21 protein-coding genes are annotated in these 25195 nt (G+C 70.6%); 8 read left to right on the forward strand and 13 right to left on the reverse strand.

Annotated elements, in window-relative coordinates:
- Nucleotides 1–402: 402 nt before the first annotated feature.
- A complete protein-coding gene (locus tag HHX31_RS25815; RefSeq protein ID WP_169951037.1) occupies nt 403–3147 on the forward strand; it encodes a beta-L-arabinofuranosidase domain-containing protein in 2745 nt (914 codons plus the stop codon).
- A 16-nt stretch (nt 3148–3163) separates the two neighbouring features.
- Here the strand turns inward: HHX31_RS25815 and HHX31_RS25820 are convergent, their stop codons facing one another.
- Both HHX31_RS25820 and HHX31_RS25825 read right to left on the reverse strand, forming a co-directional pair.
- A complete protein-coding gene (locus HHX31_RS25820; RefSeq protein ID WP_311932238.1) occupies nt 3164–3628 on the reverse strand; it encodes a GNAT family N-acetyltransferase in 465 nt (154 codons plus the stop codon).
- Nucleotides 3625–4197, reverse strand: coding sequence for an NADAR family protein (locus HHX31_RS25825; protein ID WP_311932239.1), 573 nt, complete (start codon nt 4195–4197; stop codon nt 3625–3627). Before HHX31_RS25825 ends, HHX31_RS25820 begins: the two co-directional genes overlap by 4 nt.
- Nucleotides 4198–4365: 168 nt before the next feature.
- Here HHX31_RS25825 and HHX31_RS25830 point away from each other — a divergent pair, with 168 nt between their 5' ends.
- On the forward strand, nt 4366–5172 hold the full coding sequence (locus HHX31_RS25830) for an SAM-dependent methyltransferase (protein WP_311932240.1): 807 nt from the start codon (nt 4366–4368) through the stop codon (nt 5170–5172).
- A 194-nt stretch (nt 5173–5366) separates the two neighbouring features.
- A complete protein-coding gene (locus HHX31_RS25835) occupies nt 5367–5825 on the forward strand; it encodes a hypothetical protein (protein ID WP_169951043.1) in 459 nt (152 codons plus the stop codon).
- A gap of 5 nt (nt 5826–5830) precedes the next feature.
- Here the strand turns inward: HHX31_RS25835 and HHX31_RS25840 are convergent, their stop codons facing one another.
- From HHX31_RS25840 to HHX31_RS25855, 4 genes are all read right to left on the reverse strand, one after another.
- Nucleotides 5831–7738, reverse strand: a complete 1908-nt coding sequence (locus tag HHX31_RS25840) for a hypothetical protein (RefSeq protein ID WP_169951044.1) — start codon at nt 7736–7738, stop codon at nt 5831–5833.
- Nucleotides 7739–7813: 75 nt separating this feature from the next.
- Entirely contained in the window at nt 7814–8122 is a 309-nt protein-coding gene (locus HHX31_RS25845; RefSeq protein ID WP_169951046.1) for a hypothetical protein, read from the reverse strand.
- A 328-nt stretch (nt 8123–8450) separates the two neighbouring features.
- Nucleotides 8451–9416, reverse strand: coding sequence for an Acg family FMN-binding oxidoreductase (locus tag HHX31_RS25850; RefSeq protein ID WP_211590325.1), 966 nt, complete (start codon nt 9414–9416; stop codon nt 8451–8453).
- A 169-nt stretch (nt 9417–9585) separates the two neighbouring features.
- Nucleotides 9586–9870: an HPF/RaiA family ribosome-associated protein gene (locus tag HHX31_RS25855; protein ID WP_169951050.1), complete on the reverse strand. Its 285-nt coding sequence runs from the start codon at nt 9868–9870 to the stop codon at nt 9586–9588.
- A 270-nt stretch (nt 9871–10140) separates the two neighbouring features.
- On the opposite strand from HHX31_RS25855, the gene adhE reads away from it, so the two are divergent.
- Nucleotides 10141–12786, forward strand: coding sequence for a bifunctional acetaldehyde-CoA/alcohol dehydrogenase (gene adhE, locus HHX31_RS25860; RefSeq protein WP_311932241.1), 2646 nt, complete (start codon nt 10141–10143; stop codon nt 12784–12786).
- A gap of 176 nt (nt 12787–12962) precedes the next feature.
- Nucleotides 12963–13604, forward strand: coding sequence for a response regulator transcription factor (locus tag HHX31_RS25865; protein ID WP_169951054.1), 642 nt, complete (start codon nt 12963–12965; stop codon nt 13602–13604).
- A gap of 156 nt (nt 13605–13760) precedes the next feature.
- Here HHX31_RS25865 and HHX31_RS25870 read toward each other — a convergent pair whose 3' ends face one another.
- Complete coding sequence (locus HHX31_RS25870) at nt 13761–14336, reverse strand: hypothetical protein (RefSeq protein ID WP_249346560.1); 576 nt, start codon at nt 14334–14336, stop codon at nt 13761–13763.
- A 275-nt stretch (nt 14337–14611) separates the two neighbouring features.
- On the opposite strand from HHX31_RS25870, the gene HHX31_RS25875 reads away from it, so the two are divergent.
- Both HHX31_RS25875 and HHX31_RS35815 read left to right on the forward strand, forming a co-directional pair.
- The gene (locus HHX31_RS25875; RefSeq protein WP_169951056.1) at nt 14612–15118 is read left to right on the forward strand and encodes a flavodoxin domain-containing protein; all 507 of its coding nucleotides are present in this window, start codon (nt 14612–14614) and stop codon (nt 15116–15118) included.
- Nucleotides 15119–15247: 129 nt separating this feature from the next.
- Nucleotides 15248–16018 carry a CPBP family intramembrane glutamic endopeptidase gene (locus tag HHX31_RS35815; protein WP_169951058.1) on the forward strand — a complete coding sequence of 257 codons (771 nt, stop codon included), beginning with the start codon at nt 15248–15250 and terminating at the stop codon, nt 16016–16018.
- Between the two features lie 34 nt (nt 16019–16052).
- On the opposite strand, the gene HHX31_RS25885 is transcribed toward HHX31_RS35815, so the two are convergent.
- The 4 genes from HHX31_RS25885 to HHX31_RS25900 form a co-directional block, all read right to left on the reverse strand.
- Complete coding sequence (locus tag HHX31_RS25885) at nt 16053–16382, reverse strand: hypothetical protein (protein WP_169951060.1); 330 nt, start codon at nt 16380–16382, stop codon at nt 16053–16055.
- Between the two features lie 89 nt (nt 16383–16471).
- Nucleotides 16472–17305: a pyruvate formate-lyase-activating protein gene (pflA, locus tag HHX31_RS25890; RefSeq protein ID WP_169951061.1), complete on the reverse strand. Its 834-nt coding sequence runs from the start codon at nt 17303–17305 to the stop codon at nt 16472–16474.
- Complete coding sequence (gene pflB / locus HHX31_RS25895; RefSeq protein ID WP_169951063.1) at nt 17305–19572, reverse strand: formate C-acetyltransferase; 2268 nt, start codon at nt 19570–19572, stop codon at nt 17305–17307. Before pflB ends, pflA begins: the two co-directional genes overlap by 1 nt.
- A gap of 106 nt (nt 19573–19678) precedes the next feature.
- Entirely contained in the window at nt 19679–20800 is a 1122-nt protein-coding gene (locus HHX31_RS25900; protein ID WP_169951065.1) for an FAD-dependent monooxygenase, read from the reverse strand.
- Nucleotides 20801–21126: 326 nt separating this feature from the next.
- On the opposite strand from HHX31_RS25900, the gene HHX31_RS25905 reads away from it, so the two are divergent.
- Nucleotides 21127–21495 (forward strand): cupin domain-containing protein, encoded by a 369-nt coding sequence (locus tag HHX31_RS25905; RefSeq protein WP_311932242.1) that lies wholly within the window; start codon nt 21127–21129, stop codon nt 21493–21495.
- A gap of 78 nt (nt 21496–21573) precedes the next feature.
- Here the strand turns inward: HHX31_RS25905 and HHX31_RS25910 are convergent, their stop codons facing one another.
- A complete protein-coding gene (locus HHX31_RS25910) occupies nt 21574–23703 on the reverse strand; it encodes a PQQ-dependent sugar dehydrogenase (protein WP_211590326.1) in 2130 nt (709 codons plus the stop codon).
- A 654-nt stretch (nt 23704–24357) separates the two neighbouring features.
- Nucleotides 24358–25068, reverse strand: a complete 711-nt coding sequence (locus HHX31_RS25915; RefSeq protein WP_249346563.1) for a sulfotransferase family protein — start codon at nt 25066–25068, stop codon at nt 24358–24360.
- Nucleotides 25069–25195 lie beyond the last annotated feature (127 nt).

Here is a 25195-nt window from a genome sequence, read left to right on the forward strand (position 1 = left end):
GCTCGGCCGGACCCGGCGCCGCCTGCCCTCATGGGGGAACAGCCCGGGGATCGGAAGACGGGCGGTCGTGAAACTTTCATCGCGGGGCGCCGCAAGCGGGGTTCGGAACGTTAACGCGACCGGGCGCTCATCGCCGCAGCAGGGCGTATCGCTCGCCGAGTGAGGGCGCGAAACTTTCTCGACACGGTCTTGACATGTTTCGTGGCGGTTTTCCACACTGAGGCCGGGCGGCATCCCGCTGGGGCGGTGGTGGACGGCGGGACCGCCGCCCGTGACGCGGCTCCGGAGCGGGCCGCGCCGGTTCCGCGCGGTGTCCCGCGTCCCCGTTCGACGTCATCCGATCCGGATGGCGGCACCACAAGAATTGTTAACGCTAACAAAGTGAGCTGCCCAGGAGGCCACGTGTCCCCCTCGTCCTTCAGCCGCCGCCGGCTCCTCCAGGCCGCCGGAGTCGCCGTCGTGGCCTCCGCCGTCGGGGAGGTCGCCGGCGCCACGGCGGCCGGCGCCGTGGTCGCGCCGGTGCGCCCCGACATCGGTGTGTCCGCGTACGCCTTCGACCTCGGGCAGGTGCGGCTGACCGGGGGCCGCCTGATGGACAACCAGAACCGGACGCTGTCCTACCTGCGGTTTGTCGACGTCGACCGGCTGCTGTACAACTTCCGGGCCAACCACAGGCTGTCCACCGGCGGCGCCGCCGCGAACGGGGGATGGGACGCCCCGAGCTTCCCGTTCCGCACCCACGTGCAGGGGCACTTCCTCTCGGCGTGGGCCCAGGCGTACGCCGTGCTGGGGGACACCACGTGCCGGGACAAGGCGACCTACATGGTCGCCGAACTGGCCAAGTGCCAGGCCAACAACGGCGCCGCCGGGTTCAACACCGGATACCTGTCCGGCTTCCCCGAGTCGGACTTCACCGCACTCGAAGCGCGCACGCTGAGCAACGGCAACGTCCCGTACTACTGCGTGCACAAGACGCTCACCGGTCTGCTCGACGTGTGGCGCCTCATCGGCGACAACCGGGCCCGCGACGTGCTGCTGGCGCTCGCCGGCTGGGTCGACTGGCGTACGGGCAGGCTGAGCGGCAGCCAGATGCAGAACATGCTGGGCACCGAGTTCGGCGGCATGAACGCGGTGCTGACCGACATCTACCAGCAGACCGGTGACGGGCGCTGGCTCACCGTCGCCCAGCGGTTCGACCACGCCGCCGTGTTCAACCCGCTGGCCTCGAACCAGGACCAGCTGAACGGCCTGCACGCCAACACCCAGGTGCCCAAGTGGATCGGCGCGGCCAGGGAGTTCAAGGCCACCGGCACGACCCGCTACCGCGACATCGCCACCAACGCCTGGAACATCACGGTCGGCGCGCACACCTACGCGATCGGGGGCAACAGCCAGGCCGAGCACTTCCGGGCGCCGAACGCCATCGCCGGCTACCTCACCAACGACACCTGCGAGCACTGCAACAGCGTCAACATGCTCAACCTGACCAGGGAGCTGTGGCTGCTCAACCCCGATCGGGTGGCGTACGTGGACTTCTACGAGCAGGCGCTGCTCAACCACGTCATCGGCGCGCAGAACCCCGGCGACTCCCACGGGCACGTCACCTACTTCACGCCGCTCAAGCCGGGCGGCCGCCGCGGGGTGGGCCCGGCGTGGGGCGGCGGCACGTGGAGCACCGACTACAACTCGTTCTGGTGCTGCCAGGGGACGGGGCTGGAGGTCAACACGCGCCTGATGGACTCCATCTACTTCTACAACGGCACCACGCTGACGGTGAACCTGTTCGCGCCGTCGGTGCTGAACTGGACGCAGCGCGGCATCACGCTGACGCAGACGACGTCCTATCCGGCGAGCGACACCACGACGCTCACCGTCACGGGCGACGCCGGCGGGTCGTGGTCGATGCGCGTCCGCATCCCCGCCTGGACCACCGGCGCCACGATCAGCGTGAACGGCGTCCAGCAGAACGTGGACACCACCCCCGGCACGTACGCCGTCGTCACCCGCTCCTGGGCGTCGGGCGACACCGTCACGGTCCGCCTGCCCATGCGCGTCGTCATGAAGGCCGCCAACGACAACCCGAACGTCGCGGCCGTCACGTACGGCCCGGTCGTGCTGTCGGGGAACTACGGGAACACCGCCCTGTCGGCGCCGCCCGCCCTGAACACCGCGTCGCTCACCCGGACGAGCACCACCGCGCTCGCCTTCACCGCGACGGCCAACGGCTCTACGGTCAACCTGGGCCCGTTCTACGACGCGCACGGCCACAACTACTCCGTCTACTGGAACACCGGCGGCAGCGGCGGAGGAGGCGGGACGGCGAGCTTCCGGCTGGTCAACGCGGCGAGCGGCCTGGTGCTCGGCGTCCAGAACATGTCCACCGCCGACGGCGGGCTCGCGCTGCAGTGGACAGACAACGGCACCGCCGACCACGACTGGGAGATCATCGTGGACGGCAACGCGCTGCGCTTCCGCAACGTCAACAGCGGCAAGGTGCTCGGCGTGGAGAACATGTCCACCGCCGACAACGCCCGCGTCCTGCAGTGGACCGACAACGGCACCGCCGACCACCGCTGGACCGTCACCGACGCCGGTGACGGCTCCCACAAGATCCGCAACGTCAACAGCGGCAAGCTCCTGGCCATACTCAACGGCTCGACCGCGAACGGCGGCCAGGCCGTGCAGGACTCCGACAACGGCAGCGCGGACAACCAGTGGCGGTTCGTGCCGAACGGCGCCCGGCGCATCCAGAACCTCGCCAGCGGGCTCGTGCTCGGCGTGCAGAACATGTCCACCGCCGACGGGGGGCTCGTCATCCAGTGGGGCGACACCGGCACCGCCGACCACCTCTGGACGGCGGTGACCGACTCGGGCGGCTACCTGCGCCTGCGCAACTCCAACAGCGGCAAGGTGCTGGGCGTGGAGAACGCCGCCACCGCCGCCGGGTCGCGCGTGCTCCAGTGGGCCGACAACGGCACCTCCGACCACCGGTGGCGGCTGCGGCACGGCGCCAACGGATACTTCCGCATCCAGTGCGCCAACGGCGGCAGGGTCCTCGGCCTCAGCGGCGGCTCCACCGCCCAGGGCGCCCAGGTCGTCCTCGCCGACGACAACGGCGCGAACGACCGCCTCTGGCGGTTCGTCTGAGCGGGGCGCGAGGGCGTCAGGGCCGCCAGCGGTAACGGGCGTCGGGCAGGTTCTCCTCGTTGCCGCTGCCGTCGCCCTCCGCGACGAGGGTGAAACCGTGCCGCTCGTAGAACCGCCGGGCTCCCGTGTTGCGCTGGAAGACGTACAGGTCGAGCCCGTGGGGGCGCGCCCGCTTGGCATGGCCGAGCAGCGCGCTCCCGACGCCGCCGTTCTGGGCGCCGGGCGCGACGTACAGGTGGTCGAGCAGGTCGCCGGACACGGCGGCGAACCCGGCGACCCGGCCGCCCAGTTCGGCCACCCACACCCGCGACGACGGCAGCACGACGCCGGCGATCCATGCCCGGCTCTCCGCGTCGGAGTGGAGCCGTGGCAGGTAGGTCATCTCGGCCCGGGCGGCGAGGAACACCTCGGCGACGTGTCCGGCGTCGCCGGGCCCGGCATGGCGGATCAGCGGCGGGTGGCCGTGGGCGGCGCCGCTCACGCCCAGGCTCCCAGCGCGTCCCGGGCCTCCATCAGGGCGAAACCCAGCAGGTTGCGGCCCTGCCAGGTGGAGGGGGACGCGGCGCGTTCGTCGTCGGCGGTCAGGCCGATGCCCCAAATCCGGTCGTACGGGCTGGCCTCGACCAGGACCCGGTCGCCGGTCGCGACGAGGTAACGCGACAACTCGCGGTGCCGGCCGAACTTGGCGACGCTGCCGCGGACCACGATGCCGAACCGGTGGGCGTCCCACACCTGCTCGTCGAAGCCGCGTACGGCCCGGCCGAGCTCCTTGGCCTCGCCGGGATGACCGGCGGCGAGGATGCGCCCGGCGGCCCGGTCGTCGCCGAACAGCCAGGCCTTGTGGGCCATCATGTAGTGCTCGGCGGAGGCGAAGGTGTGGCCGTCCTCGGTGAAGGTGACCGGCCACCACTGCGACAGGCAGCCGGGTCCGACGCCTCCGTCCCGCGCGGGCCGGTGGCCCCAGAAGTACAGATAGCGGAGGACGCGGCCGTCCCGCTCCGCGGCGACCGCCTCGTCCACGCTGCGCGGTAACACGATCTGCTCGGACACGTCCACACCGTGCCACAGACGACCTCGTCCCGGCCATCGGGTTTCGGCGCCGCACCGGGTCACGGCAGTTTTCCGATCGGTTCTCCGGGTTGGTGACGATCCGGTGACGAGGTCTCCCCGTTGTGATCAACCCCGTACGATTTCTGAAGGTACGACGAGGGGAGAGTTGTGGACGAGCGTAAGGCACCGGCCGGTGTCGACCCATTCGCACCCAGCGTCGCCCGTATGTACGACTACTACCTGGGCGGCAAGGACAACTTCGCGGCGGACCGCGAGGCCGCCCAGAAGATCATCGAGATCCTGCCCAACCTTCCCGACATCGCCAGGGAGAACCGAGAGTTCCTGATTCGGGTCGTCAGCCACCTGTCGCGGCAGGGCATCCGGCAGTTCCTCGACATCGGCGCGGGGCTGCCGACGCAGCGCAACGTCCACCAGGTCGCCCAGGATCTGGCCCCGGATTCCAAGGTCGTCTACGTCGACAACGACCCCATCGTCCTCGTCCACGCGCGGGCCATCCTCGCCGAGAACGAGCGGGTGGTCGCGGTCGAGGCGGACATGCGCCACCCCGAGGCGCTGCTGCGGCATCCGGAGATCCGCGAGCACATCGACTTCTCCAAGCCGGTCGCCGTCCTCCTGCTCGGCGTGCTGCACTTCGTCCCGGACGACGACGAGGCCATGAGGATCGTCACAGCACTCAGGGAGCCGCTGGTGCCCGGCGGCTATCTGGTCGTGTCGCACGGCTCCCTCGGCAAGCTGAGCGCGGACCAGGAGGCGGAGGGCCGCGAGGTCTTCAGCCGGACCTCCGTCCCCGGCACCACCTCCCGGTCGTACGAGCAGGTCCTCGCGTTCTTCGAGGGCCTCGACCTGGTCGAGCCTGGCGTGGTGCCGCTGCACGAGTGGCGGCCCCGCATCGACCACCCCTACGTGCGGGACGGCAAGGCCGGCGCGCTCGGCGGCGTGGGCCTCGTCCCCTGAGAGGACCGGCCTCCGCAGCACGCCGGGTGAGGCCTGTTCCTGCGGCAATCCTCTCGTCCGGGCGTTAGAGATTCTGTTTGCTCGGTACAGCCGGTTTACCGAAAGGATGACGTCGGGCCAGGGTTTGCGTCACCATTGCTGTGGCCGTCTGTCAGGTTGGTGGAGGTGGGGGCGTGCGGAGATCCTGGATCGCGGTGGCGTTTCTCCTGGCCGGCGTAATGGCCTCCGGATGCGGATCCACCCCGACCCTCCAGGCGGCCACCACGGAACTCCAGAAAGACCTCTACCGCCTGCAGGCCGACAGGTTCTTCAAGAACCCGCTGACCAAGCTGAAAATCGTGGAACGCCCGGACAAGGATCTGCCCTGCGACAAGGACAAGTTCCAGCGGGTGTTTCGGGCCACGGCCGAGTACGGGCCGAAAACGTCGGATCTCGACAGTGACCTCGACCGTGCTCAGACGGTGATGGAAAACACGTTGTCTCAGGCTCTCCACTACGAAATGTCCTACGACTTGTCCCAGATGGACTGGCTGGACGCTCGACTGGTGGAAGGCAGGAAGGACACCCCTGGTATCACCGTCAAGGTCGTCGTGGTACCGGAATCGCCTATGTGGCGGCTGGTGGCCAAGACCGATTGCCTTCCGCGGTCATAGAGCCGTCATTCCCAGACTCGTATGAGTTCCTTGGCCTGTTCGCTGCTCATGTGATCCGCGGCGTCCTCGGCCTTTCGGTCGAGAGCGGTGTTCCCGTCCATCCATCGTTCGTATGGCACCAGCTTCGCGCGCAGGACGCTCTCCCAGCTCTTTCCGGTGCGCTTCGCCTCTCGTTCGGCCTCGGTCATCAGCTCGTCGAACGACTTGAGATGGCCTGTTGTCGCGCTCATCAGCTCGGCCGGTGGCTTGCTCGCCGGATAACCTGCTCTATCTAGCAGATATGCCATGTCGTACCTCTGGCGGAGGACGAAGTTCGCCCGGCCTTCGGTAAGCGCTTGAACGCGGGTCTCGAAGCCGGCGGCCCAGTTGTCCAACCACTTGCTCACAGCGTAGGCCTTGGTAAGGGCCCAGGCTGTTTCCGCGAACGGGACGGGAATCTTGTCGATTCCCAGCGCCATCGTGTTCTTGACGACATCCCGGATCAGGCTGTCCGTGGCGTCCTTCTCGCCGCGCACATCGAGCGCCGCCTTGAACTCTAGCCCGCCCAGATTACCGAACATTTTGGTAGCGCTTTGAAAGCGGCCTTCATCGCCACCGGCGTCCAGGCGAGCGGCGTTCGTCAGGATGTCGTAGCGGAACCGCGCGGCGGTCTTGTCGAAGTCGTCTGTGAGCCGTTCTTCGCCGGCGAAGGTCTGGAGAAAGCGGTAGGTGTCGCCGGGGCTCAGATAGAAGGAGGGGGTCACGCCGGGAATCGGCAGCCACTTGTCAGGCTGGGACATGCCGGACGTCCGGTAGATGGCTTTGTCGAAGCGGGCGCCGGAAGCGAGTTCGTGGATGTACGACTTGGCGATCGAGGTCATCGAGTCCCTGGCGGCGTTCGGCAGGTCCTTGCCGAAGGAGCCGGCGGCGAGCATCGCGTCCAAGGCGAACGCCGAGGCCTGGGCCGAGTGCTCGCCCGGCTTCTCCGTGACGACTCCGCTGCCCGCTTCCATCGCCCTGCCGAAGGCCGCGGCCACGTCGTCGCCCGATCCGGAGTCTTTGGCGTACGTCAGGAAGCGCTTCATCTTCTCGACCTGGGTGAGCTTTACGGCATCGCCGCCCATCCGGGCGAAGGCGGATCGTACGGCCCCGCCGTCCCCGGCCAGGAGCCCCAGCGCGAGGGCGACGGTGTCGGGGGAGTAGCCGTAGGTCCTGGTCTCGTCGGGACCCGCGCCGATCCAGTCCTGGCGGGGGTTCTTCGTGAAGTCGTCCAACGCCAGGGAACGGGCGGCGGCCTCACGGACGTCCGCCGGTGCCTTCGCCCCGGCCAGCAGCGCCAGCCGGTTCCACGCCACACTCCGGTTGGCCGGCGTGCTGAGCAGCCCGGCCTTCGCCTTCTCGAACGCCGGGACGCGGCCGGGGGCGCGCAACGCCGCGCCCAGGGCGGCGCCGAACGCGGCGAGGTCCTGGGCGGCGGTCGGGCTACCGGTGTTCATCAGGAGGTTGGGCAGCGCGTCGCGCACTTCGGCGGGCAGCGTGGCGTAGAACGCCGCCGCCGCGGCGGGATCCTTGGCCAGCGCGGCGATCTCCTCGATGTGCCGATGGACGAGGTCGCCTTTCGTCTCGACGTCGAAGTCGGGGTTCGCGAGGATGCCGGTCCCGTACATGAGGCCGAGGCCGCGGCCGGTGGCGAAGCTGTCCAGCGCGTCGGGCAGGCGGGCGAATGTGTCGTCGCCTGTGCCGTTCAGCGCTTTGATCAGCTCGGCTCGTTCGGTCAGTTCGGGCGCCTGGCCTCTGCCCCAGTCGGCGATGGCGGCGATCTGGGCGAGTGGCGTGGTGCTGACGCCGTTCGCGCGGAAGAGCCCTTCGAAGTCGTCGGCGAAGGAGGTGAGCTGTTCTGCCCCTTGTCGCAGGTCGGCGGCCATGGCGTTCATCGCCGTGGGGTCGATGCCGCAGAAGTCGCCGCTCGGGGATGTCATCGCGTCCTTCCCAAGGGGGCCGCCAGGGTGTCAGGGGCGCCCGGTGAGCTGGTGCCGGATGAGCTCGGCCTGGGAACGGGTCACCATCGCGGGGTGCCGGTGCATTTCGTCCTCGATGGCATGGGTCATCTGCCGGACGAGTTGGGACAGGCGGTGATGCCGCTCACCGACCTCGTTCGTCCACTTGGCGGCGGTCGGGCCTGTCCAGACCTTGGCCGACTGCATCGACGCGTAGACGCGCTGGTATGCCTGTCCGACCTCGTGAGACCTGGTCTGGACTCTCCTGAGCAGTTCCACCAGTTGCGCGTGGCGAGGGTTGGGCACCATCTCTTCCGCCACGCCGCCCCCATTTCCCTCGCCACTCGCCCCCGAGTCGCATTCGCTGTCAAAGGTAGACAGCGCCCTGTAGCATCGGCAACCCCGAAATATCCGGGTTAATTCGGGCAGGAACAGATTCCGGATCGCGGGCGCATTCTCATTTCCGTGAGGATGAGTCCCTCCCCGAGTGGAACTTATCCTCGCCTCTTCCGGGCGGCCAGCAGGAACAAAAAACTAATTGGGGCGACAACCGGTCGGTGTCGCGCTGCGGGCTTCGGTCCGATGCCTGCGGCGGCCCCCGCATGCGAAGGCCGCCGTCGCTGATCGGACAGCGGCTTCGCGGGCGTGGTCAGGCGGCGACGGTTTCCCTCAGCTCCCCGGCGGGGCGGCGCGGCGCGCGGGGAACCGCGGGGCCGTATCCCAGGCGCAGGATCATCTGGATGTGGCCGCGCCGGTGGTGGGGGTCGCTGCGCCGGCGCATGTCGCGCAGGTCGAGCGGCTGGTTGAGGAACGACGCGGACACCCCGTGGAGGGTGGCGGTCAGCAGCACGCGTTGCAGGGCCTGGCCGGCGCGCAGCCAGTCGACGGGGCCGTCGCCCACGGTGGTGAGCACCGCCAGTTGCGGGCGGGACTCGAAGTGCACCGGCCCACGCCCCCGGTGCGTTCCGAAGTCCCGCACCGGCGCCGGGTCCTCGATGCAGCCGGGCCCCTGCACGTAGGACGGGAGGCCCTCACGGAGACCTCCGCTCGTCGTCCACGCCCGCAGCTCGGCCAGGTAGTCGTCGTTCTTGGACAGCTCGTCGTCGGCGATGGCCACGTGCTCCAGCAGTTCGGCCGAAGCCCAGCGGCCGAGCACCTCTAGTCCCGCCCCCTCGCGGGAGGCCGCGCGGCGCAGGTCGGCGAGCACGTGCTCGGGGATCCGCCGATCGCTGAACGGCTCCCGGTTGGTCCGGCGCAGGCCGATGCAGTCGTAGAGCTCGCGGGTCCCGTGAGGGGCCGGGCCGTACGGCGACACGCGCAGGGCGGCCAGGAGCCGGGGTTCCTCTTCGGTGTTCGGCAGCAGCCAGATCACCGGCCGATGACCGGCGGTCCGCACGGCGAGCCGGAGGTCGAACAGGGCGGCGCCGCAGCTGACGTGCAGCGAGCGCCCGCGCGGGTCGCTGACCCGCAGTCGCCGGTCCGGGTCGGCCAGCAGCTCGACGTACTCTCCCCGGACCGCCTTGAGCCGCCAGGGCTGGGTGTTGAGCACAGAAGGCGCCTGTCCCGCGGCGGTGAGCAGCCGCTGGAAAGCGGGTTCTGTTGCGAGGGGAGACATCACGGCGCACCTTCTTCATGGAGCTTCATGGAGGTCTTCTGCGGAGGGCTCGCTGCCGTCGCTCTGGCAGCCCAAGTGAGGGACACCGCGACCGAGCCGGACGGGCCCCGGCGTCGCCCCGCCGGCGCCGAACGCCGACGTGTGGTGCGCGCCGGGGGCCGCGCATTCCCTAGTAGTTCCGCTTCCCGAGCCGTTCCAGCTCGGTCTTGAGCCTGTCCTGGATCTCGGCGATGGCCCCGCCCATGGTCGCCGCGTCGGCGTGCGCGTACAACGGCCGGCCGTTGACGTCGATCACCGCACGGGCGGTGCAACGATCCTGGGGGGCGGGCCCCGGCGAGTAGGTCAGCGTGACCCGAGCCGCGAGGATCGGCCTGTCCGTGAAGCGGGCCAGTGCCGCGACGCGCTCGCGCGCCTCGGTGACCGCCTCGGCGGGGACCGTTCCTGTCGTCGCCACAACCACAGCTTCGGAATCGAATGTCGTGTTCACAGTTGTCAGTCTTCTGGCCGTTCCAGCCCCGGGACAGGGCCTTTAGGGGCCTGACGGGTGAGGACTTCCGTCGTGAGATCGAGGGACCGATCTCCCTTGCCGGCCGTCCCGCCGGGAGCCGCCCACCGTGGAACCGGTGACCTTCGTCCTGGCGTACGGGGTCGTTTTTCAGCGGCGGGCGCGCGTCGTCCGCAGAAGGATGGAGGTGACAGCAAGTCGGCCGACCGAGCCCACGAGGTGATCCAGATGTCCGACTCCCCGACCGGAGCCGCCCTGTCCGCCGAGGTGCACGCCGCGATCGACACGTTGGTGACCGGCGGGCTGAAGGCGTTGACGGAGTACGAGTCCTTCACCCAGGAGCAGGTCGACCACATCGTCAAGAAGGCGTCCGTCGCCGCGCTGGACCGGCACGCCGCGCTCGCCCTGCTGGCCGTCGAGGAGACGGGCCGGGGCCTGTTCGAGGACAAGGCGGTCAAGAACATCTTCGCCTGCGAGCACGTGACCCACAGCATGGCCGGGCTCAAGACGGTCGGCGTCGTCTCCCGCGACGAGATCAACGGGATCGTGGAGATCGCCGACCCCGTCGGGGTGGTCTGCGGCGTCACGCCGGTCACCAACCCCACCTCGACCACGATCTTCAAGGCGCTGCTGGCGCTGAAGACCCGCAATCCCATCGTGTTCGCGTTCCATCCCGCGGCGCAGCGCTGCAGCGCCGAGGCGGCCAGGATCGTACGGGACGCCGCCGTCGCGGCCGGCGCGCCCGAGCACTGCGTCCAGTGGATCGAGGAACCCTCGCTGGAGGCGACCGGCGCGCTGATGCGGCACGAGGGCGTGTCGGTGATCCTCGCCACCGGGGGGAACAGCATGGTCAGGGCGGCCTACTCGGCGGGCAAGCCGGCGCTGGGCGTGGGGGCGGGCAACGTCCCCGCCTACATCGAGCGGACGGCCAAGCTGCGCAGGGCGGTGCACGACGTCGTGCTGTCCAAGACGTTCGACAACGGCATGATCTGCGCCTCCGAGCAGGCCGTCATCCTCGACGAGGAGATCTACGACGCCGCGCTGGCCGAGTTCGCCCGGCTGCACGCGTACGTCGCGACGCCGGAGGAGAAGGCGAAGCTGGAGCGGTTCGTGTTCGGGGCGACGGCACACGGCGCCTCCTGCTCCGAGGCGAGGCTCAACCCCGACGTCGTCGGGCGCACCCCGCACTGGATCGCCGAGCAGGCCGGGTTCGCCGTGCCGCCGGACACCTCCCTCATCCTCGTCCCGGTGGACGAGGTCGGTCCGCGCGAGCCGCTGACCAGGGAGAAGCTGTGTCCGGTGCTCGCCGTGCTGCGGGCGCACAGCCGTGAGGAGGGCCTGACCCTCGCCGAGCGCATGGTCGAGTTCGACGGCCTCGGGCACAGCGCCGTCATCCACACCGAGGACGCCGGCCTCGCCGAGAAGTACGGCATCAGGGTCAAGGCGGTGCGGGTGATCTGGAACGCCCCCGCCTCCCAGGGCGGCATCGGCGACATGTACAACGCGTTCCTGCCCTCGCTGACCCTGGGCTGCGGCAGCTACGGGCACAACTCGGTGTCGAACAATGTCTCGGCGGTCAACCTGATCAACATCAAGCGGATCGGGCGGCGCAACAACAACCTGCAGTGGTTCAAGGTCCCCGCGAAGATCTACTTCGAGCCGAACGCGATCCGCTACCTGGCGGACATGCCGGACGTGCACCGCGTCACCATCGTGGCCGACGCCGTGATGACCCGGCTGGGGTACGTCGACCGCGTCACCGACGTGCTGCGGCGGCGCGGGGAGCCGGTGGCGCTGCAGATCATCGACGACGTGGAGCCCGAGCCGAGCGTGGCGACCGTCGACAAGGGCGCCGACCTCATGCGCGCCTTCCGGCCCGACACCATCATCGCCCTCGGCGGCGGCTCGGTCATGGACGCGGCCAAGGTCATGTGGCTGCGCTACGAGCACCCCGAGGTCGTCTTCGCGGACATGAGGGAGAAGTTCTTCGACATCCGCAAGCGTGCCTTCCGGTTCCCCGCGCTCGGTGAGCTCGCCCGCCTGGTGTGCGTGCCGACCACCTCGGGCACGGGCGCGGAGGTCACGCCGTTCGCCGTGATCACCGACACCGCGACGGGCAAGAAGTATCCGCTGGCCGACTACGCGCTCACGCCCAGCGTCGCGATCGTGGACCCGGTCCTCGCCGCCGACCTGCCCAGGGTGGTCACCGCCGACAGCGGCTTCGACGCCCTCACCCACGCCATCGAGTCGTACGTGTCGGTGTACGCCAACGACTTCACCGACGGCCCGGCCCTGCACGCGATCAGGATCATCTTCCGCTACCTGGAGCGGGCGGTGACCCGCGGCGCCGCCGACCCGGAGGCCAGGGAGAAGATGCACAACGCCGGCACGATCGCCGGGATGGCCTTCGGCAACGCCTTCCTCGGGATCGTGCACGCCATGTCCCACACGCTCGGCGCCACCTTCCACGTGGCCCACGGGCGTACGAACGCGATCCTGCTGCCGCACGTGATCCGCTACAACGGCACGGTCCCTTCGAAGCTGTCGGGCTGGCCCAAGTATGAGGACTACCGCGCGCCCGAGCGGTTCCAGGAGATCGCCCAGACGCTCGGCCTGCCCGCGGCCACGCCCGCCGAGGGGGTCGAGTCGCTCGCGGCGGCCATCGAGGACCTGCGCGACGCCGTCGGGATCGAGCGGTCCTTCCGGGACGTGGGCGTCGACGAGCAGGCGTTCCTGGACGCGCTGCCGCAGCAGGCGCTCAACGCGTACGAGGACCAGTGCGCGCCGGCCAACCCCCGGATGCCGATGCTCGACGACATGCAGGCGCTGATGCGGGACGCCTACTACGGGCGTTCCCCGCGCTAGCGCCCGGGGCCCCGCGCACGCGGGGCCGTACCGGGCCTCTGCGACCCCCGTCGCTCCCCGCCGGCTCTCCCGCAGAGCCGGCCGGAGGGGAGCGGCGGGGGATCTTCGTCGTCACCGGCGGTTCCGGTGCTCCGCCCCCGATGCGCGCGCCGACCGGAGGGCTTAGCGTAGGGGGCATGATTCGCGTGTTCCTGGTGGACGACCATGAAGTCGTACGGCGTGGTGTGGCGGCGTTGCTGGACGCCGAGGACGACATCGAGGTGGTGGGCGAGGCGGGCACGGCGGAGTCGGCCGTGGCCCGCATTCCCGCGCTGAAGCCGGATGTGGCGGTGCTCGACGTGCGCCTGCCCGACGGCGACGGAGTGGACGTCTGCCGTGAGGTCCGATCCAAGGTGCCTGGCCTGGCCTGCCTGATGCTGACCTCCTACGCCGACGACGAGGCGTTGTTCAACGCGGTCATGGCCGGCGCCTCCGGATACGTGCTCAAGCAGATCCACGGCTCCGACCTGGTCGGGGCGGTGCGCACGGTGGCCGGCGGGCAGTCGCTGCTGGACCCGCAGACCACGGCGGCGATGCTGCACCGGCTGCGCGACCAGGCCACGAAGAAGGACCCGCTGGCCGCGCTGTCGGACCAGGAGCGGCAGATCCTGGAGCTGATCGGGGAGGGCCTGACCAACCGCCAGATCGGCGAGCGGATGTTCCTGGCGGAGAAGACGGTCAAGAACTACGTGTCCAACCTGCTGAGCAAGCTCGACATGCAGCGCCGCACCCAGGCCGCCGCGCTCGCCGCGCGCCTCAAGGCCGGCCGCCAGGACTGAGTCGCCAGGACTGAGTCGCCAGGACTGACCGGGGAGCACCGCCGGGAACACGCGGGCGGACCTCGGCTCGTACGGCGCGACGCTTGGCGCCTGATCGCGGACATGCCGATGCCCACCCCCAGGGGGCTGGGGGTGGGCACCGGAGCTTGCCGGGGTCTACTTCAGGATCGGGAGGCGGCGGACCAGGGTGGTGTTGGTCCAGATGGTGCCGAGTCCGAGGGTGTTGCCGGCGTTGGCGAGGGCGAGGCCGATGAGGACGATGGCGTAGACGATGTGGTCGTCCATGAAGGGGTTGGTGGTGAGGGGCAGTGCGGCGGCCCACATCATCAGCAGGAGCAGGGTGCCGGTGGTGGCGGCGATGCGCATTCCGATGCCGAGGATGAGCGCGGTGCCGATGCCGGCCAGGCCGGTCATGAACAGCCAGTCGACCCAGGCCTGTCCGGCGAGGGCGTTGAACAGGCCGCCGAGGGTGTTGTCGGCGGTGCCCTTGAGGAAGCCGGTGGTGGGGCTGCCGCCGTTGATCCAGGCCTTGGCGGCGGGGGTGGCGAAGCCGAAGCCGAACATCTTGTCCAGGAAGGCCCACAGGAACACCCAGCCGAGGGCGATGCGGGCGGCGGCCCAGGCGAACCGGGCGGGACCCTGGGTGGTCTGAACCGTGGTGGCGCCGGCCGTGCCGGGAGCGGCGTCATAGAGGCGGTGGTTCCTCTGGGTGCGCCCTTCGATGATGGCCATGACCGGCCCCTTTCGGTAACTTCGCGTCTTTGCTCTCTCTTTGACATTTCAAGGAAACCGCGTTCGCCACCCCCGCCGCTGGTGCCGTACGGCACGCCGCGTGCGCCCCGAAGTCCCGTGATCGTGGGACCTTCGGCCCGGCCGGGTCCACGGCGGACGTCGTGACCAGGGCGGCCCTACGACCGGTTGGGACGGGCCCTGGGCCTCTACCCCGCACGACCCTCGCGGCGGGAGGCTGCGATCGACAGTTCCCCAGAAGAGAAGGAGGTCCGGCCATGACACGCGTGCTGGTCGCGTACGGATCCAAGCGAGGCTCGACCGCGGAGATCGCGGGCTGGATCGGTGACACCCTGCGCGGGCAGGGGCTCGAGACCGAGGTCGCGGACGCCGGGTCGGTCCGCGACGTGACCGAATACGACGCGGTGGTGCTGGGCGGAGCACTGTACGAGGGACGCTGGCACAAGGAGGCCCGGCGCTTCGCCCGGCGGCACGCCGCCGCCCTGTCCGGCCGGCCGGTGTGGCTGTTCAGCAGCGGCCCGCTCGACCGGTCCGCGGACGAGGCCGAGATCCCGCCGGTTCCCCAGGCGGCCCGGGCGTCGGCGGCTCTGCACGCGGTGGGGCACCGGACGTTCGGAGGGCGGCTCGCCCGTGACGCCAAGGGCTTCATCACCGCGCGGATCGCGGAAAGGACCGGGGGCGACTACCGCGACCCCGAGCGGGTGCGCGCCTGGGCGCGGCAGGTAGCCGAGCAGGTCGCGACCACGCACGGGACGGAGGCCTGACCCTCTGCTCGCCACGCGATGCGGCGACGCCCACACGGGGGCGTCCGGTCCGACGGCCGGCCGGCGCGGGCTCGGTGAACGGCGGGCACAATTGACGGACGGATCGGCCGCGACCTTGGGGAGTTGCGCGTGAGCGGGTGGCCGGAAGCGCTCCACAGGTCGCCGGCGCGGCTGATCGCACTGACCTTCGCCCTGTCCGCGCCCTTCTGGCTGGCCGGCGCCCTGATCGGCCGCCTGTCGGAGAACCTGCCCGTCAGCGCGCTGATGGCGTGCTGCCCACTGCTGGCGGCGATGGCGCTCGTGTGGCGTCGCGAGCCGCGCGGAGCCGTGCGACGGCTGCTGCGCCGCGTCGTGGACCGGGGCGCCGTCGCCGATCCCGGCTGGTACGCGCTCGCGCTCGCGGCGCCCCTGGGAGTGATGGCCGCGTCCTACGGCGTGCTGGTCCTCCTGGGCCGGTCACTGCCCGAGCCGCGCATCGCGCCGGTCGAGATCCCCCTGCTGTTCGCCGTGTTCCTCGTCGCCGCGGCCTGTGAGGAGGCGGGCTGGACCGCGTACGCCACCGATCCGCTGCGCGCCCGGCTGAGCGTGCCGGCCACCGGCGTCGTCCTGGGCGTGGTGTGGGCCGTCTGGCACCTCGTCCCGTACGCGCAGGCCGGTCACGGCCCTCTGTGGATCGCGGGGCAGTGCCTGTTCACGGTGGCGCTCCGGGTGGTCATCGTCTGGCTGTACGACCGCAGCGGTAGCGTGCTCGCGGCGGTCGTGTGCCACGCCGCCTCCAACGTCGGCTGGTCCCTCTTCCCTGACCACGGGTCGCACTACGACCCGGTCGTCAGCGGGACCGTCGCCGCCGTCGTGGCCCTGCTCGTCGTGGCCGTGTGGCCCACGCGCTCCCCGCGCTGACACCCCGGCCGCTCACGAGGGCGGTGGCGCGACGTCACCGCCGTCCCTGACCGGCGCCGGCCGCCGCGACGTGGGCCACCGCCTGCGCGCCGTGCACGGCCCGGCGGTACGCCTCGCGGGCGGCGGCGCGGATGAGTTCCGGGCAGGTGGTCGCGGCGGGGCGTACGCACACGTAGATGTGCACCATGCCGTCGATGTCGGCCAGGCGCACGTCGTCGACCGTCTCGGTGAACTCCTCCTGCAGGGCCTCCCGGACGGCCTCCCGGACGGGGCGCCGCGCGTGAGGGGTCTTCGCATGTTCCCGGGTCTCCTCGCCCTCCTGCGGGAGGGGGATCGGGCGGGGGCCGGTGCTCAGGATCGTCATGGATCAACCGTGCCGCCCGGCGTTCGCCCGGGGGAGGGCCGAAGGTCCCCCGGCCCCCGGACGGTCGTCGTCTCCCGAGGAGGCATGCGTCACACGCTGGTCACGCCGTACGCGGCGAACTGGGCGTGCACCCGGTCCAGCAGGTCCTGATCAGGGGGCCGCACGTCCGCCAGCGGGTAGGCCAGCCCGAGCCGGGCGTACTTGCCGGCGGCCATGCGGTGGAAGGGCAGCACGTCGACCCGCTCGACGTTGCCGAGCGACGCGACGAACCGGGCCAGGTTCTCGACGTTCTCCTCGGCGTCGGTGTGGCCGGGCACCAGGACGAACCGCACCCAGACCGGACGGCCCAGGTCGGCCAGCCGGCGGGCGAAGCGCAGGGTCGGCTCCAGGCTCCCGCCGGTGAGCCGCCGGTAGCCCTGCGGGTCGGACGACTTGATGTCGAGCAGCACGAGGTCGGTGTCGGCCAGCAGCGCGTCGCTCGCGCGGTCGCCGAGGAACCCGGAGGTGTCCAGCGCGGTGTGCAGGCCGCTGTCGTGGCAGCGGCGCAGCAGTTCGCCGGTGAAGCGGGGCTGCAGCAGCGGCTCGCCGCCGCTGACCGTCACCCCGCCGCCCGCGACCGAGATGAACCGCCGGTAGCGGCCCACCTCGGTCATGACCTCGTCCACCGTGACCCGGCGGCCGTCGCGCATGCGCCAGGTCTCGGGGTTGTGGCAGTACAGGCAGCGCAGCGGGCAGCCGCAGGTGAACACCACGAAGCGGGTGCCGGGACCGTCCACGCCGACCGACAGGTCCCACGACTCGATGACGCCGCCGCCCACCGCCGGCTCCGCCTGGCAGAGCTCGGCGGCGGCCTCCTCCCTGACCCGCGCGGTGGAGTCCGCGCGCGGCCCGGGGGGAGAGCAGTCCCGCGGTCCGCCGCGCATCACAGCCGCCCGTGGAAGGTGCGGTCGATCACGTCCTGCTGCTGCTCCCGGGTGAGCCGGACGAAGTTGACGGCGTACCCGGAGACGCGGATGGTGAGCTGCGGGTACTTCTCGGGGTGGTCCATCGCGTCGATCAGCGTGGCCCGGTCGAGCACGTTGACGTTCATGTGGAAGCCGCCCGCGTCGAAGTAGCCGTCGAGCACGCCCACGAGGTCGGCGACCCGGTCCTCGGCCGTGCGGCCCAGCCCGTCGGGGGTGACCGTGCTGGTGAGCGAGATGCCGTCCTGCGCCTGCTCGTAGGGGAGCTTGGCCACCGACAGCGCCGAGGCGACCAGGCCGTGCCGGTCGCGGCCGTTCATCGGGTTCGCCCCCGGCGCGAACGGCGTGCCCGCCCTGCGTCCGTCGGGCGTGTTGCCGGTGTGCTTGCCGTAGACCACGTTGGAGGTGATGGTGAGCACCGACTGGGTGTGCTCGGCGTCGCGGTAGGACGGGTTGCGGCGGATCTTGTCCATGAACGACCTGACGAGGTCGACGGCGATGGCGTCGGCGCGGTCGTCGTTGTTGCCGTACGCCGGGTAGTCGCCCTCGACCACGTAGTCCACGGCCAGCCCGGTCTCGTCGCGGACGACCCGGACGGTCGCGTGCCTGACGGCCGACAGGCTGTCCGCGGCCACCGACAGGCCCGCGATGCCGCAGGCGAGCGTGCGCTGGACGGGGTAGTCGTGCAGCGCCATCTCGATGCGCTCGTAGGCGTACTTGTCGTGCATGTAGTGGATGACGTTCAGCGCGTTCACGTACGTCTTCGCGAGCCAGTCCATCATCCGGTCGAAGGCCGCCGCGAGCTCCTCGTAGTCGAGCACGTCGCCGGTCAGCGGCGGGTAGGCCGGGCCGACCTGCTCGCCGGTCATCTCGTCCCGGCCGCCGTTGATCGCGTACAGCAGGGCCTTCGCGAGGTTGACCCGGGCGCCGAAGAACTGCATCTGCTTTCCGACGGGGGCGGCGGAGACGCAGCAGGCGATGGCGGTGTCGTCGCCGTACCGCGGCCGCATCAGCTCGTCGCTCTCGTACTGGATCGAGCTGGTCTCGATGGACAGGCGGGCGCAGAAGCGCTTGAACGGCTCGGGCAGCCGCGGCGACCAGAAGACCGTCAGGTTCGGCTCGGGGGCGGGGCCGAGGTTGCGCAGCGTCTGCAGGTAGCGGTAGCTGGTGCGGGTGACCAGCGGCCTGCCGTCCGCGCCGATGCCGCCGATCGACTCCGTCACCCAGGTCGGGTCGCCGGAGAAGAGCTGGTCGTACTCGGGGGTGCGCAGGAAGCGGACGATGCGCAGCTTGATGACGAAGTCGTCGACCAGTTCCTGCGCCTCCCGCTCGGTGAGCAGTCCCTCGGCGAGGTCGCGCTCGATGTAGACGTCCACGAACGTGGAGGTGCGCCCGAGCGACATGGCCGCGCCGTTCTGCTCCTTGACGGCGGCGAGATAGGCGAAGTACAGCCACTGGACGGCCTCGCGCGCGGTGGTCGCCGGCCCGGAGATGTCGTAACCGTAGGAGGCCGCCATCCGCTTCAGCTCGTCGAGGGCGCGCAGTTGCTCGGCCAGCTCCTCCCGGTCGCGGATGACCGCGTCCGTGGAGAACGCGCCGTCCAGCGTGCGCAGCTCGGCCCGCTTGGCCTCGATCAGCCGGTCCACGCCGTACAACGCGACCCGCCGGTAGTCGCCGATGATGCGCCCGCGGCCGTACGCGTCGGGCAGCCCGGTGATGATCCCGGCGCGGCGGGCCGCCCGGATCTCCGGCGTGTACGCGTCGAAGACGCCGTCGTTGTGCGTCTTGCGATACCGGGTGAAGATCTCCTTGACCCCCGGGTCGAGCGTGTACCCGTACGCGGCGAGGCCGCTCTCGACCATCCGCAGCCCGCCCGCCGGCATGATCGCCCGCTTCAGCGGGGCGTCGGTCTGCAGTCCGACGATCAGCTCACGCTCGGAGTCGATGTAACCGGGCCGGTGCGCGGTGATCGAGGAGGGGGTGGCGGTGTCGACGTCGTATATCCCGCGCCGCCGCTCCTCCGGGAACAGGTCCGACACCTCCGCCCAGACCGCGCGGGTCCGTTCCGTCGGCCCGGCGAGGAACGACTCGTCGCCCTCGTACGGCAGGTAGTTGGCCTGGATGAAGTCGCGCACGTCGACGGTCCCGCGCCAGGTCGTGCCGCGGAAACCGCGCCACGCCTCGTGCGCCCGCGCGTCTTCCTGTCGTCTGACCTCGGTGACGGTCATCGCCTACCCCCTTCGTCGGGTTCCGTCTCCACTGTGGTCCACGAAGCGGCTGCCCTCCGCGCGCGGAAGTCATCGTTCCTGAGGACCAAAGTCATGCGGCGAGTGATCAGGCGGGCTTCGACAGCAGTGCGCTGATCCGGCCCATCAGCCCGGGCAGGTCGGCGTCCGGCACGGGATTCAGCTGCCAGTCGGCCAGCTGCAGGGACGCCTCGACCACGGCCTTCGCCCGTGCGTGGCGGCGGTCCATGAACGCGTCGAACAGCGACCGGTCGAGCCGGTCGGCGGCGAGCAGCAACTCGGCCAGGACGGCGGCGTCCTCCAGGCACTGGGCCGCGCCCTGGGCGATGGTGGGCGGGCAGGCGTGCGCGGCGTCGCCGATCAGGACGACCCTGCCGCGGTTCCACGGGCGGTCCACCAGCAGGGACTCGAACCACGTGTAGTTGATGCGCTCGGGGTCGGTGATGTCCTCGCGGATCTCCTCCCACGGCCCGCCGTACCCCTCGGCGAGTGCCCGCATGTGCGCGACCCTGTCGCCGACCGCGTCGCGCGGGCGAGCCTTCTCCACCAGGTAGGCGTACATGGTGTCCGGGCCGGTCGGGCAGTATCCGGCGATGTAGCAGGGGCCGCCGTAGACGAGGTCGGTGCGCTCGATCCCGGCCGGGCGGCGCGTGTGGACGCGCCAGATGCCCATGCCGGTCGGCCTCGGGGCGTCGTCGATCCCGATCAGCGCGCGCACCGCAGAGCGGATGCCGTCCGCGCCCACCACCAGGTCGTAGGTGCCGGTGGTGCCGTCGGAGAGACGCGCGACGACGGCGTCGCCGGTGTCGGTCAGGGCCTCGGCGGTCACCCCGAACCTGGTCCGCGCCCCGGCCGCGCCCACGGCGTCGGCGAGGGCGGCGGCCAGTTCGGGCCGGTTGATGCCAAGCGTGGCGGGCAGGTCGGGGCCGCCGGTCCGGGGGCCGGGGAGCTCCGCGAGCAACGTGCCGTCCGGGGCGCGCAGCCCGAGCGAGTCGAACGCGAATCCGGCGGCGGCGACGCGGTCCCAGACGCCGAGGTCGCGCAGCACCCGCAGCGCGTTGCCCTGCAGGGTGATGCCCGACCCGAGCGTGGTGACCGCGGGCTGGATCTCCGCGATGTCCACGGTGACCCCGCCGCGGGCGAGCAGGATGGCCAGGGCCGATCCGGCGGTGCCGCCGCCGACGATGAGGACGTTGTCTACTGCTGGCATGGAGAACTCACTTGAGGGGGAGGGGTTGACGGGAGGAGCCGGCCGGGGCCGCCGGCCGGCACGAGGTCGCGGGGCAGCGACTCGACGGTTCGCGAGGCGTACGCCACCAGCCGCGCCATATCGAAGATCATAACCTTGGCGATCACATTTCGCATGATCTTCTTGTCAAGCCGGAGCGTGAGACGAAGCCGGCCGTCCCCGCCGGTCCCGTCGCGGGCGGACGCGCCCGCGGAGTCTGCCGTGAGGCCCCTCCGCCTCTGGCGCCATATGGTCCGGTGGAGGACCGCCTCCGGGGGACCGTAGGGCCGGGTCCTACAATTCCGCAGGTGGAAGACGACAAATCGTTCACCGTCACCCCGCGCGTAGTGCGCGCGGCGGCCCTGGCCGACGCCGATCTCGATCCGGCTCCGCTCGACCCCGCCCAGGTGGTGTCCGGAGCTCCGGAGGTCCGGCATCTCGAGGTGGCGTCGGGCGCCGACCTGGCGGTGGGCGTCTGGCAGCACGGGCCGGGGGTGAGCACCGACACCGAGGCGGACGAGGTCTTCGTCGTGCTGGGCGGCAGAGCGACGATCGCGGTCGAGGGCGGCCCGGTGCTCGACGTCGGCCCGGGGGACGTCGTCCTGATGCCCGGCGGCGCGCGCACCGTGTGGACGGTGCACGAGACGCTCCGCAAGGTGTACGCCGTGCGGCCCTGACCGCCGGCCGTCCCCGCCGGCAGTTCCTCGACGGCATCGGGGAGCCGGGGCGGGCACGCGCCCGCCCCGGCGGCCGGATCAGCGGGCCGGCTTCAGCACGATCTCTGCACTGCCGGACAGGGCGGGCAGCTCGTCCGCGCCCGGGTCCGTGTAGGTGGCGTTGAAGACACCGGAGAGGTTGTCGGTCGCCGGGTCGTGGCCCGACGGCACGGTGGTGGTGATGCTGCCGGTGCATCCGCTCGCGGTCGTCTGCGGGTGCCCGTGGCTGTCGTGGCCGAGGATGTAGGTCACCCGGACACGGCTGCAGTCGACCGGCTGGTCGTCGGTCACCTTGACCTCGAACTGCACGACGTCGCCGAAGCGGAACTCCTGCCCGTCGACCGGTGTGACGAACTCGACGATCGGCGCCTGGTTGCCGACCACGACCTCGACCTCGGCCGTGGCCGAGCGTCCCCGCTGGGGGCCGCCCACGTCGGTCACCTTCAGCGTCGCGCGGTGGACGCCGTTCTCCGTGTAGGTGAAGGTGGGGTTCGCCTCACGCGAGTCCACCTTGCCGTCGGCGTCGAAGTCCCACGCGTACTTGAGCCGGTCGCCGTCCGCGTCCACCGTGCCCTCGCTGGAGAACGCGACCGTGAGCGGCGCCGTGCCGTTCGTCTTGTCCACCGACGCCTTCGGCGACGGCGAGTGGTTGCCGTTCTCCCCGATGTAGTCGATGCGGGCGAGCTGGGCGTCGGGGTTCTCGTTGAAGTAGCCGTCGCCGTACTCCAGGACGTAGAGCGCGCCGTCCGGGCCGAACTCCATGTCCATCGCGTTGTCGAAGACGAACGACGGCAGGACGGACTCGATCTGCGAGAGCCTGCCGTCCTCGCCCAGGCGCATGCCCTTCACCCAGTCACGCGACCACTCGTACAGCAGCGGTATGCCGTCGTAGTACTCCGGCCACGCCACCGGGCTGCGGCCGTGTGTCGCCTTCTTGTCGTAGTGGTAGACGGGGCCGCCCATCGGGGAGATGCCGCCCGTGCCGAGCTCGGGGAACTGGGCGGACAGGCCGTAGGTGTACCACACGTCCGGCTGCTCGACCGGGGGCAGCTCGCTCAGGCCGGTGTTGTGCCGCGAGTCGTTCACCGGCGCCGCGCAGTCGAAGGGCGCGCCGGAGGTGGAGGTGGCGAAGTCGTAGTCGTTGTACGGCAGCTGGGCGGTGGCGCAGTACGGCCAGCCGTGGTTGCCCGGCTTGTTGATGACCGTCCACTTGCCGGTCCCGGACGGCCCGCGGTTGGGGTTGGCCTGCCGTGCGTCGGGCGAGTAGTCGCCGACGTACAGGTCGCCGTTCTCCTTGTTGATCTCGATGCGGAACGGGTTGCGCAGCCCCATCGCGTAGATCTCGGGCCGGGTCTTCGGGGTGCCCGGCGCGAACAGGTTGCCCTCGGGGATCGTGTAGCCGCCGCCGTTCTTGGGCTTGATGCGCAGGATCTTGCCGCGCAGGTCGTTGGTGTTGCCCGAGGTGCGCCGGGCGTCGTACGCCGGGTTACGGCCCGGCCGGTCGTCGATCGGCGCGTAGCCGCCGGAGGCGAACGGGTTGGTGTCGTCGCCGGTGGACAGGTAGAGGTTCCCCTCGGCGTCGAAGACGATGTCGCCGCCGACGTGGCAGCAGATGCCGCGGTCGACCGGGACGTCGAGGATCTGCTGCTCGCTCGCCGGGTCGATCTGGCCCTTCTTGAACTCGAAGCGGGACAGCCGGATCGCGCCGCTGAAGCGCTCCCAGTCGGCCTCGGTGCCCTCGTTCGGTGCGTCGCCCTCGTTCACGTTGGGCGTCGCGGGGTCGTCGACGGGGGTGTCCAGCGGCGGCGAGTAGTACAGGTAGACCCAGTTGTTGCCCTTGCCGAACTTCGGGTCGAGCGCGATGCTCTGCAGGCCCTCCTCGTCGTGCTGGTACACGTCGATGGCGCCGGCCTTCGTGTTGAGGCCGGTCGCCGGGTCGTGCAGCCAGATGGTGCCGGCGCGGGTGGTGTGCAGAACCCTGCCGTCCGGAAGGACGGCGAGGTCCATGGGCTCACCGGGAGTGTCGTTCAGAGTCACCTTCTGGAAGGCGGACTCCGGGGGCGCCTGGGTTTCCTGCGCCGTCGCCACCGACGGCGTCGTCAGGAGCCCCGTCATGACGGCGGCGGCGGCCGCCGCCATCAGCTTGGTCCTCTTGGAGGTACTGTTCACGTGATGCTTCTCCTTGGCCGGAGGGCGTCAGATGGGTGGCCGGGCCGCCACCCGCGCCGCGGCAACGGCAGGGAAGCGTGGCGGTCCGGCCGCTCGTTTCCGGGGAGATGCGCCCACGCCGAAGCGGCGAGGTAAGGGCCATGGAGGTCGCACTCGGAAGTGGTCGCCAGGGCTGGCCGCACGCATCGTCCCTTGGTGAGGACGCGTGCGCCGAACGCGTCGTGGTCGAACACTGGTCGAACACTGGACAGAAGGCTGCCTGGCTACGCCGGCGTGCCACCGCCGTCGAGCGTGAGACGCCCACATTGTTACGACGGTGCTACCGGGCGGTCAATAGCGCGCGATGACTTCCCAGGTCGACGGTCCGAGCCGGCGACGGACGTACGGGACGGTGGAAGTTTCGTGCGGGAAAGTACCGACTTTCGTTGACAACTGGCGTAAGTTCGATCTAGCGTCGCAAAACATACAGTCAAGTTGACAGAAGTCGTACCCATTCCCGAATGGCTCGTCACGCCGAGTAGTCGATCTTGGCGCGTCGTCCGGGGGTGTACGCCCGGTCGCCCGCCCGCCGTCGCGCCGAGACGGGGGAAGTGCGAGTGCCACCCGGGCGGCACGCCTCCGGACGACGCGACCAGCCCTGCCGTCCGGTGCGGGTCATTCTCCGTCGGGCCGGAAGGGAACGCGCACGCGGCCCTCGGTGCGCATGAGCTCGAACATCTCGCGGATCGACGCGGAGTCGTTGAGGTGCGGGAACGGGACGTCCGTGGGAGTGGCGACCCCGAGGAACGCGCACAGGGGCCCCCACCCCTCGCGCACGTCGAAGACCAGGAGCCGTTCCGAGGGCAGGGCGGACCGCACTTCGCCGACGTGCCGATGGTAGGCCGCGACCGCCCGCTCCTCCTCCGGCGGTCGAACGGGGGGCCACTTCTCCCCGAAGACCGACCCGCTGATGCGCTCGAAGATCGGCCGCAGGGTCGTCATCGCGGCGACGACGGGGCGGACGGCCTCCGGCGTCTCGTCCTCCCGCATCGGTCCCCGTGCGCTGAGCATGCTCAGCACGCGGAAGCTGGCGTACCAGCTGTGCGGATCGCGGACCGTGAGCACGACCTTGGCGTGCGGGTAGGCCTCCGCCAGTTCCCGCCAGAAGAAGCTGGCGGGCCAGTCCACGCAGGACCGGAAGCCCTTGAAGACCTCGTCCCAGTCGACGGGCCCGCCGGAGCCGGCGGACTGCCATCGCCCGGCCAGTTCGGGATGGAGCATGACCTCGAAGGTGTGGAAGCACGGCCCGAAGCCGAGCCGTTCCAGGGCCGTCTTCGTGGACGTCGTCCCGGTGCGCGGAAGTCCCGCGCCGATGACCTCCAGCATGCCGAGGCTCCTCGTCGTCGCCGTGCCACGTGGCGCGTTGCGCCCCGTTGTGCGTGCCTGCCCCTCCCGCCGGCGCCGCCCGACTCTCGGGACCATGCCCGTCAAGGAGCCGTTCCTCACCGCGGTC

This window comes from Microbispora sp. H11081 (assembly GCF_012999535.1).
Taxonomy (GTDB): Bacteria; Actinomycetota; Actinomycetes; order Streptosporangiales; family Streptosporangiaceae; genus Microbispora.

Coding starts and splice junctions, on each gene's coding strand:
- HHX31_RS25870 (WP_249346560.1), bottom strand. CDS start 14,336: ATGGCCATCATCGAAGGGCGCACCCAGAGGAACCACCGCCTCTATGAC.
- HHX31_RS25900 (WP_169951065.1), bottom strand. CDS start 20,800: ATGCCAGCAGTAGACAACGTCCTCATCGTCGGCGGCGGCACCGCCGGA.
- HHX31_RS25875 (WP_169951056.1), top strand. CDS start 14,612: ATGACACGCGTGCTGGTCGCGTACGGATCCAAGCGAGGCTCGACCGCG.
- pflB (WP_169951063.1), bottom strand. CDS start 19,572: ATGACCGTCACCGAGGTCAGACGACAGGAAGACGCGCGGGCGCACGAG.
- HHX31_RS25840 (WP_169951044.1), bottom strand. CDS start 7,738: ATGAACGCCATGGCCGCCGACCTGCGACAAGGGGCAGAACAGCTCACC.
- HHX31_RS25865 (WP_169951054.1), top strand. CDS start 12,963: ATGATTCGCGTGTTCCTGGTGGACGACCATGAAGTCGTACGGCGTGGT.
- pflA (WP_169951061.1), bottom strand. CDS start 17,305: ATGCGCGGCGGACCGCGGGACTGCTCTCCCCCCGGGCCGCGCGCGGAC.
- HHX31_RS25915 (WP_249346563.1), bottom strand. CDS start 25,068: ATGCTGGAGGTCATCGGCGCGGGACTTCCGCGCACCGGGACGACGTCC.
- HHX31_RS25885 (WP_169951060.1), bottom strand. CDS start 16,382: ATGACGATCCTGAGCACCGGCCCCCGCCCGATCCCCCTCCCGCAGGAG.
- HHX31_RS25850 (WP_211590325.1), bottom strand. CDS start 9,416: ATGTCTCCCCTCGCAACAGAACCCGCTTTCCAGCGGCTGCTCACCGCC.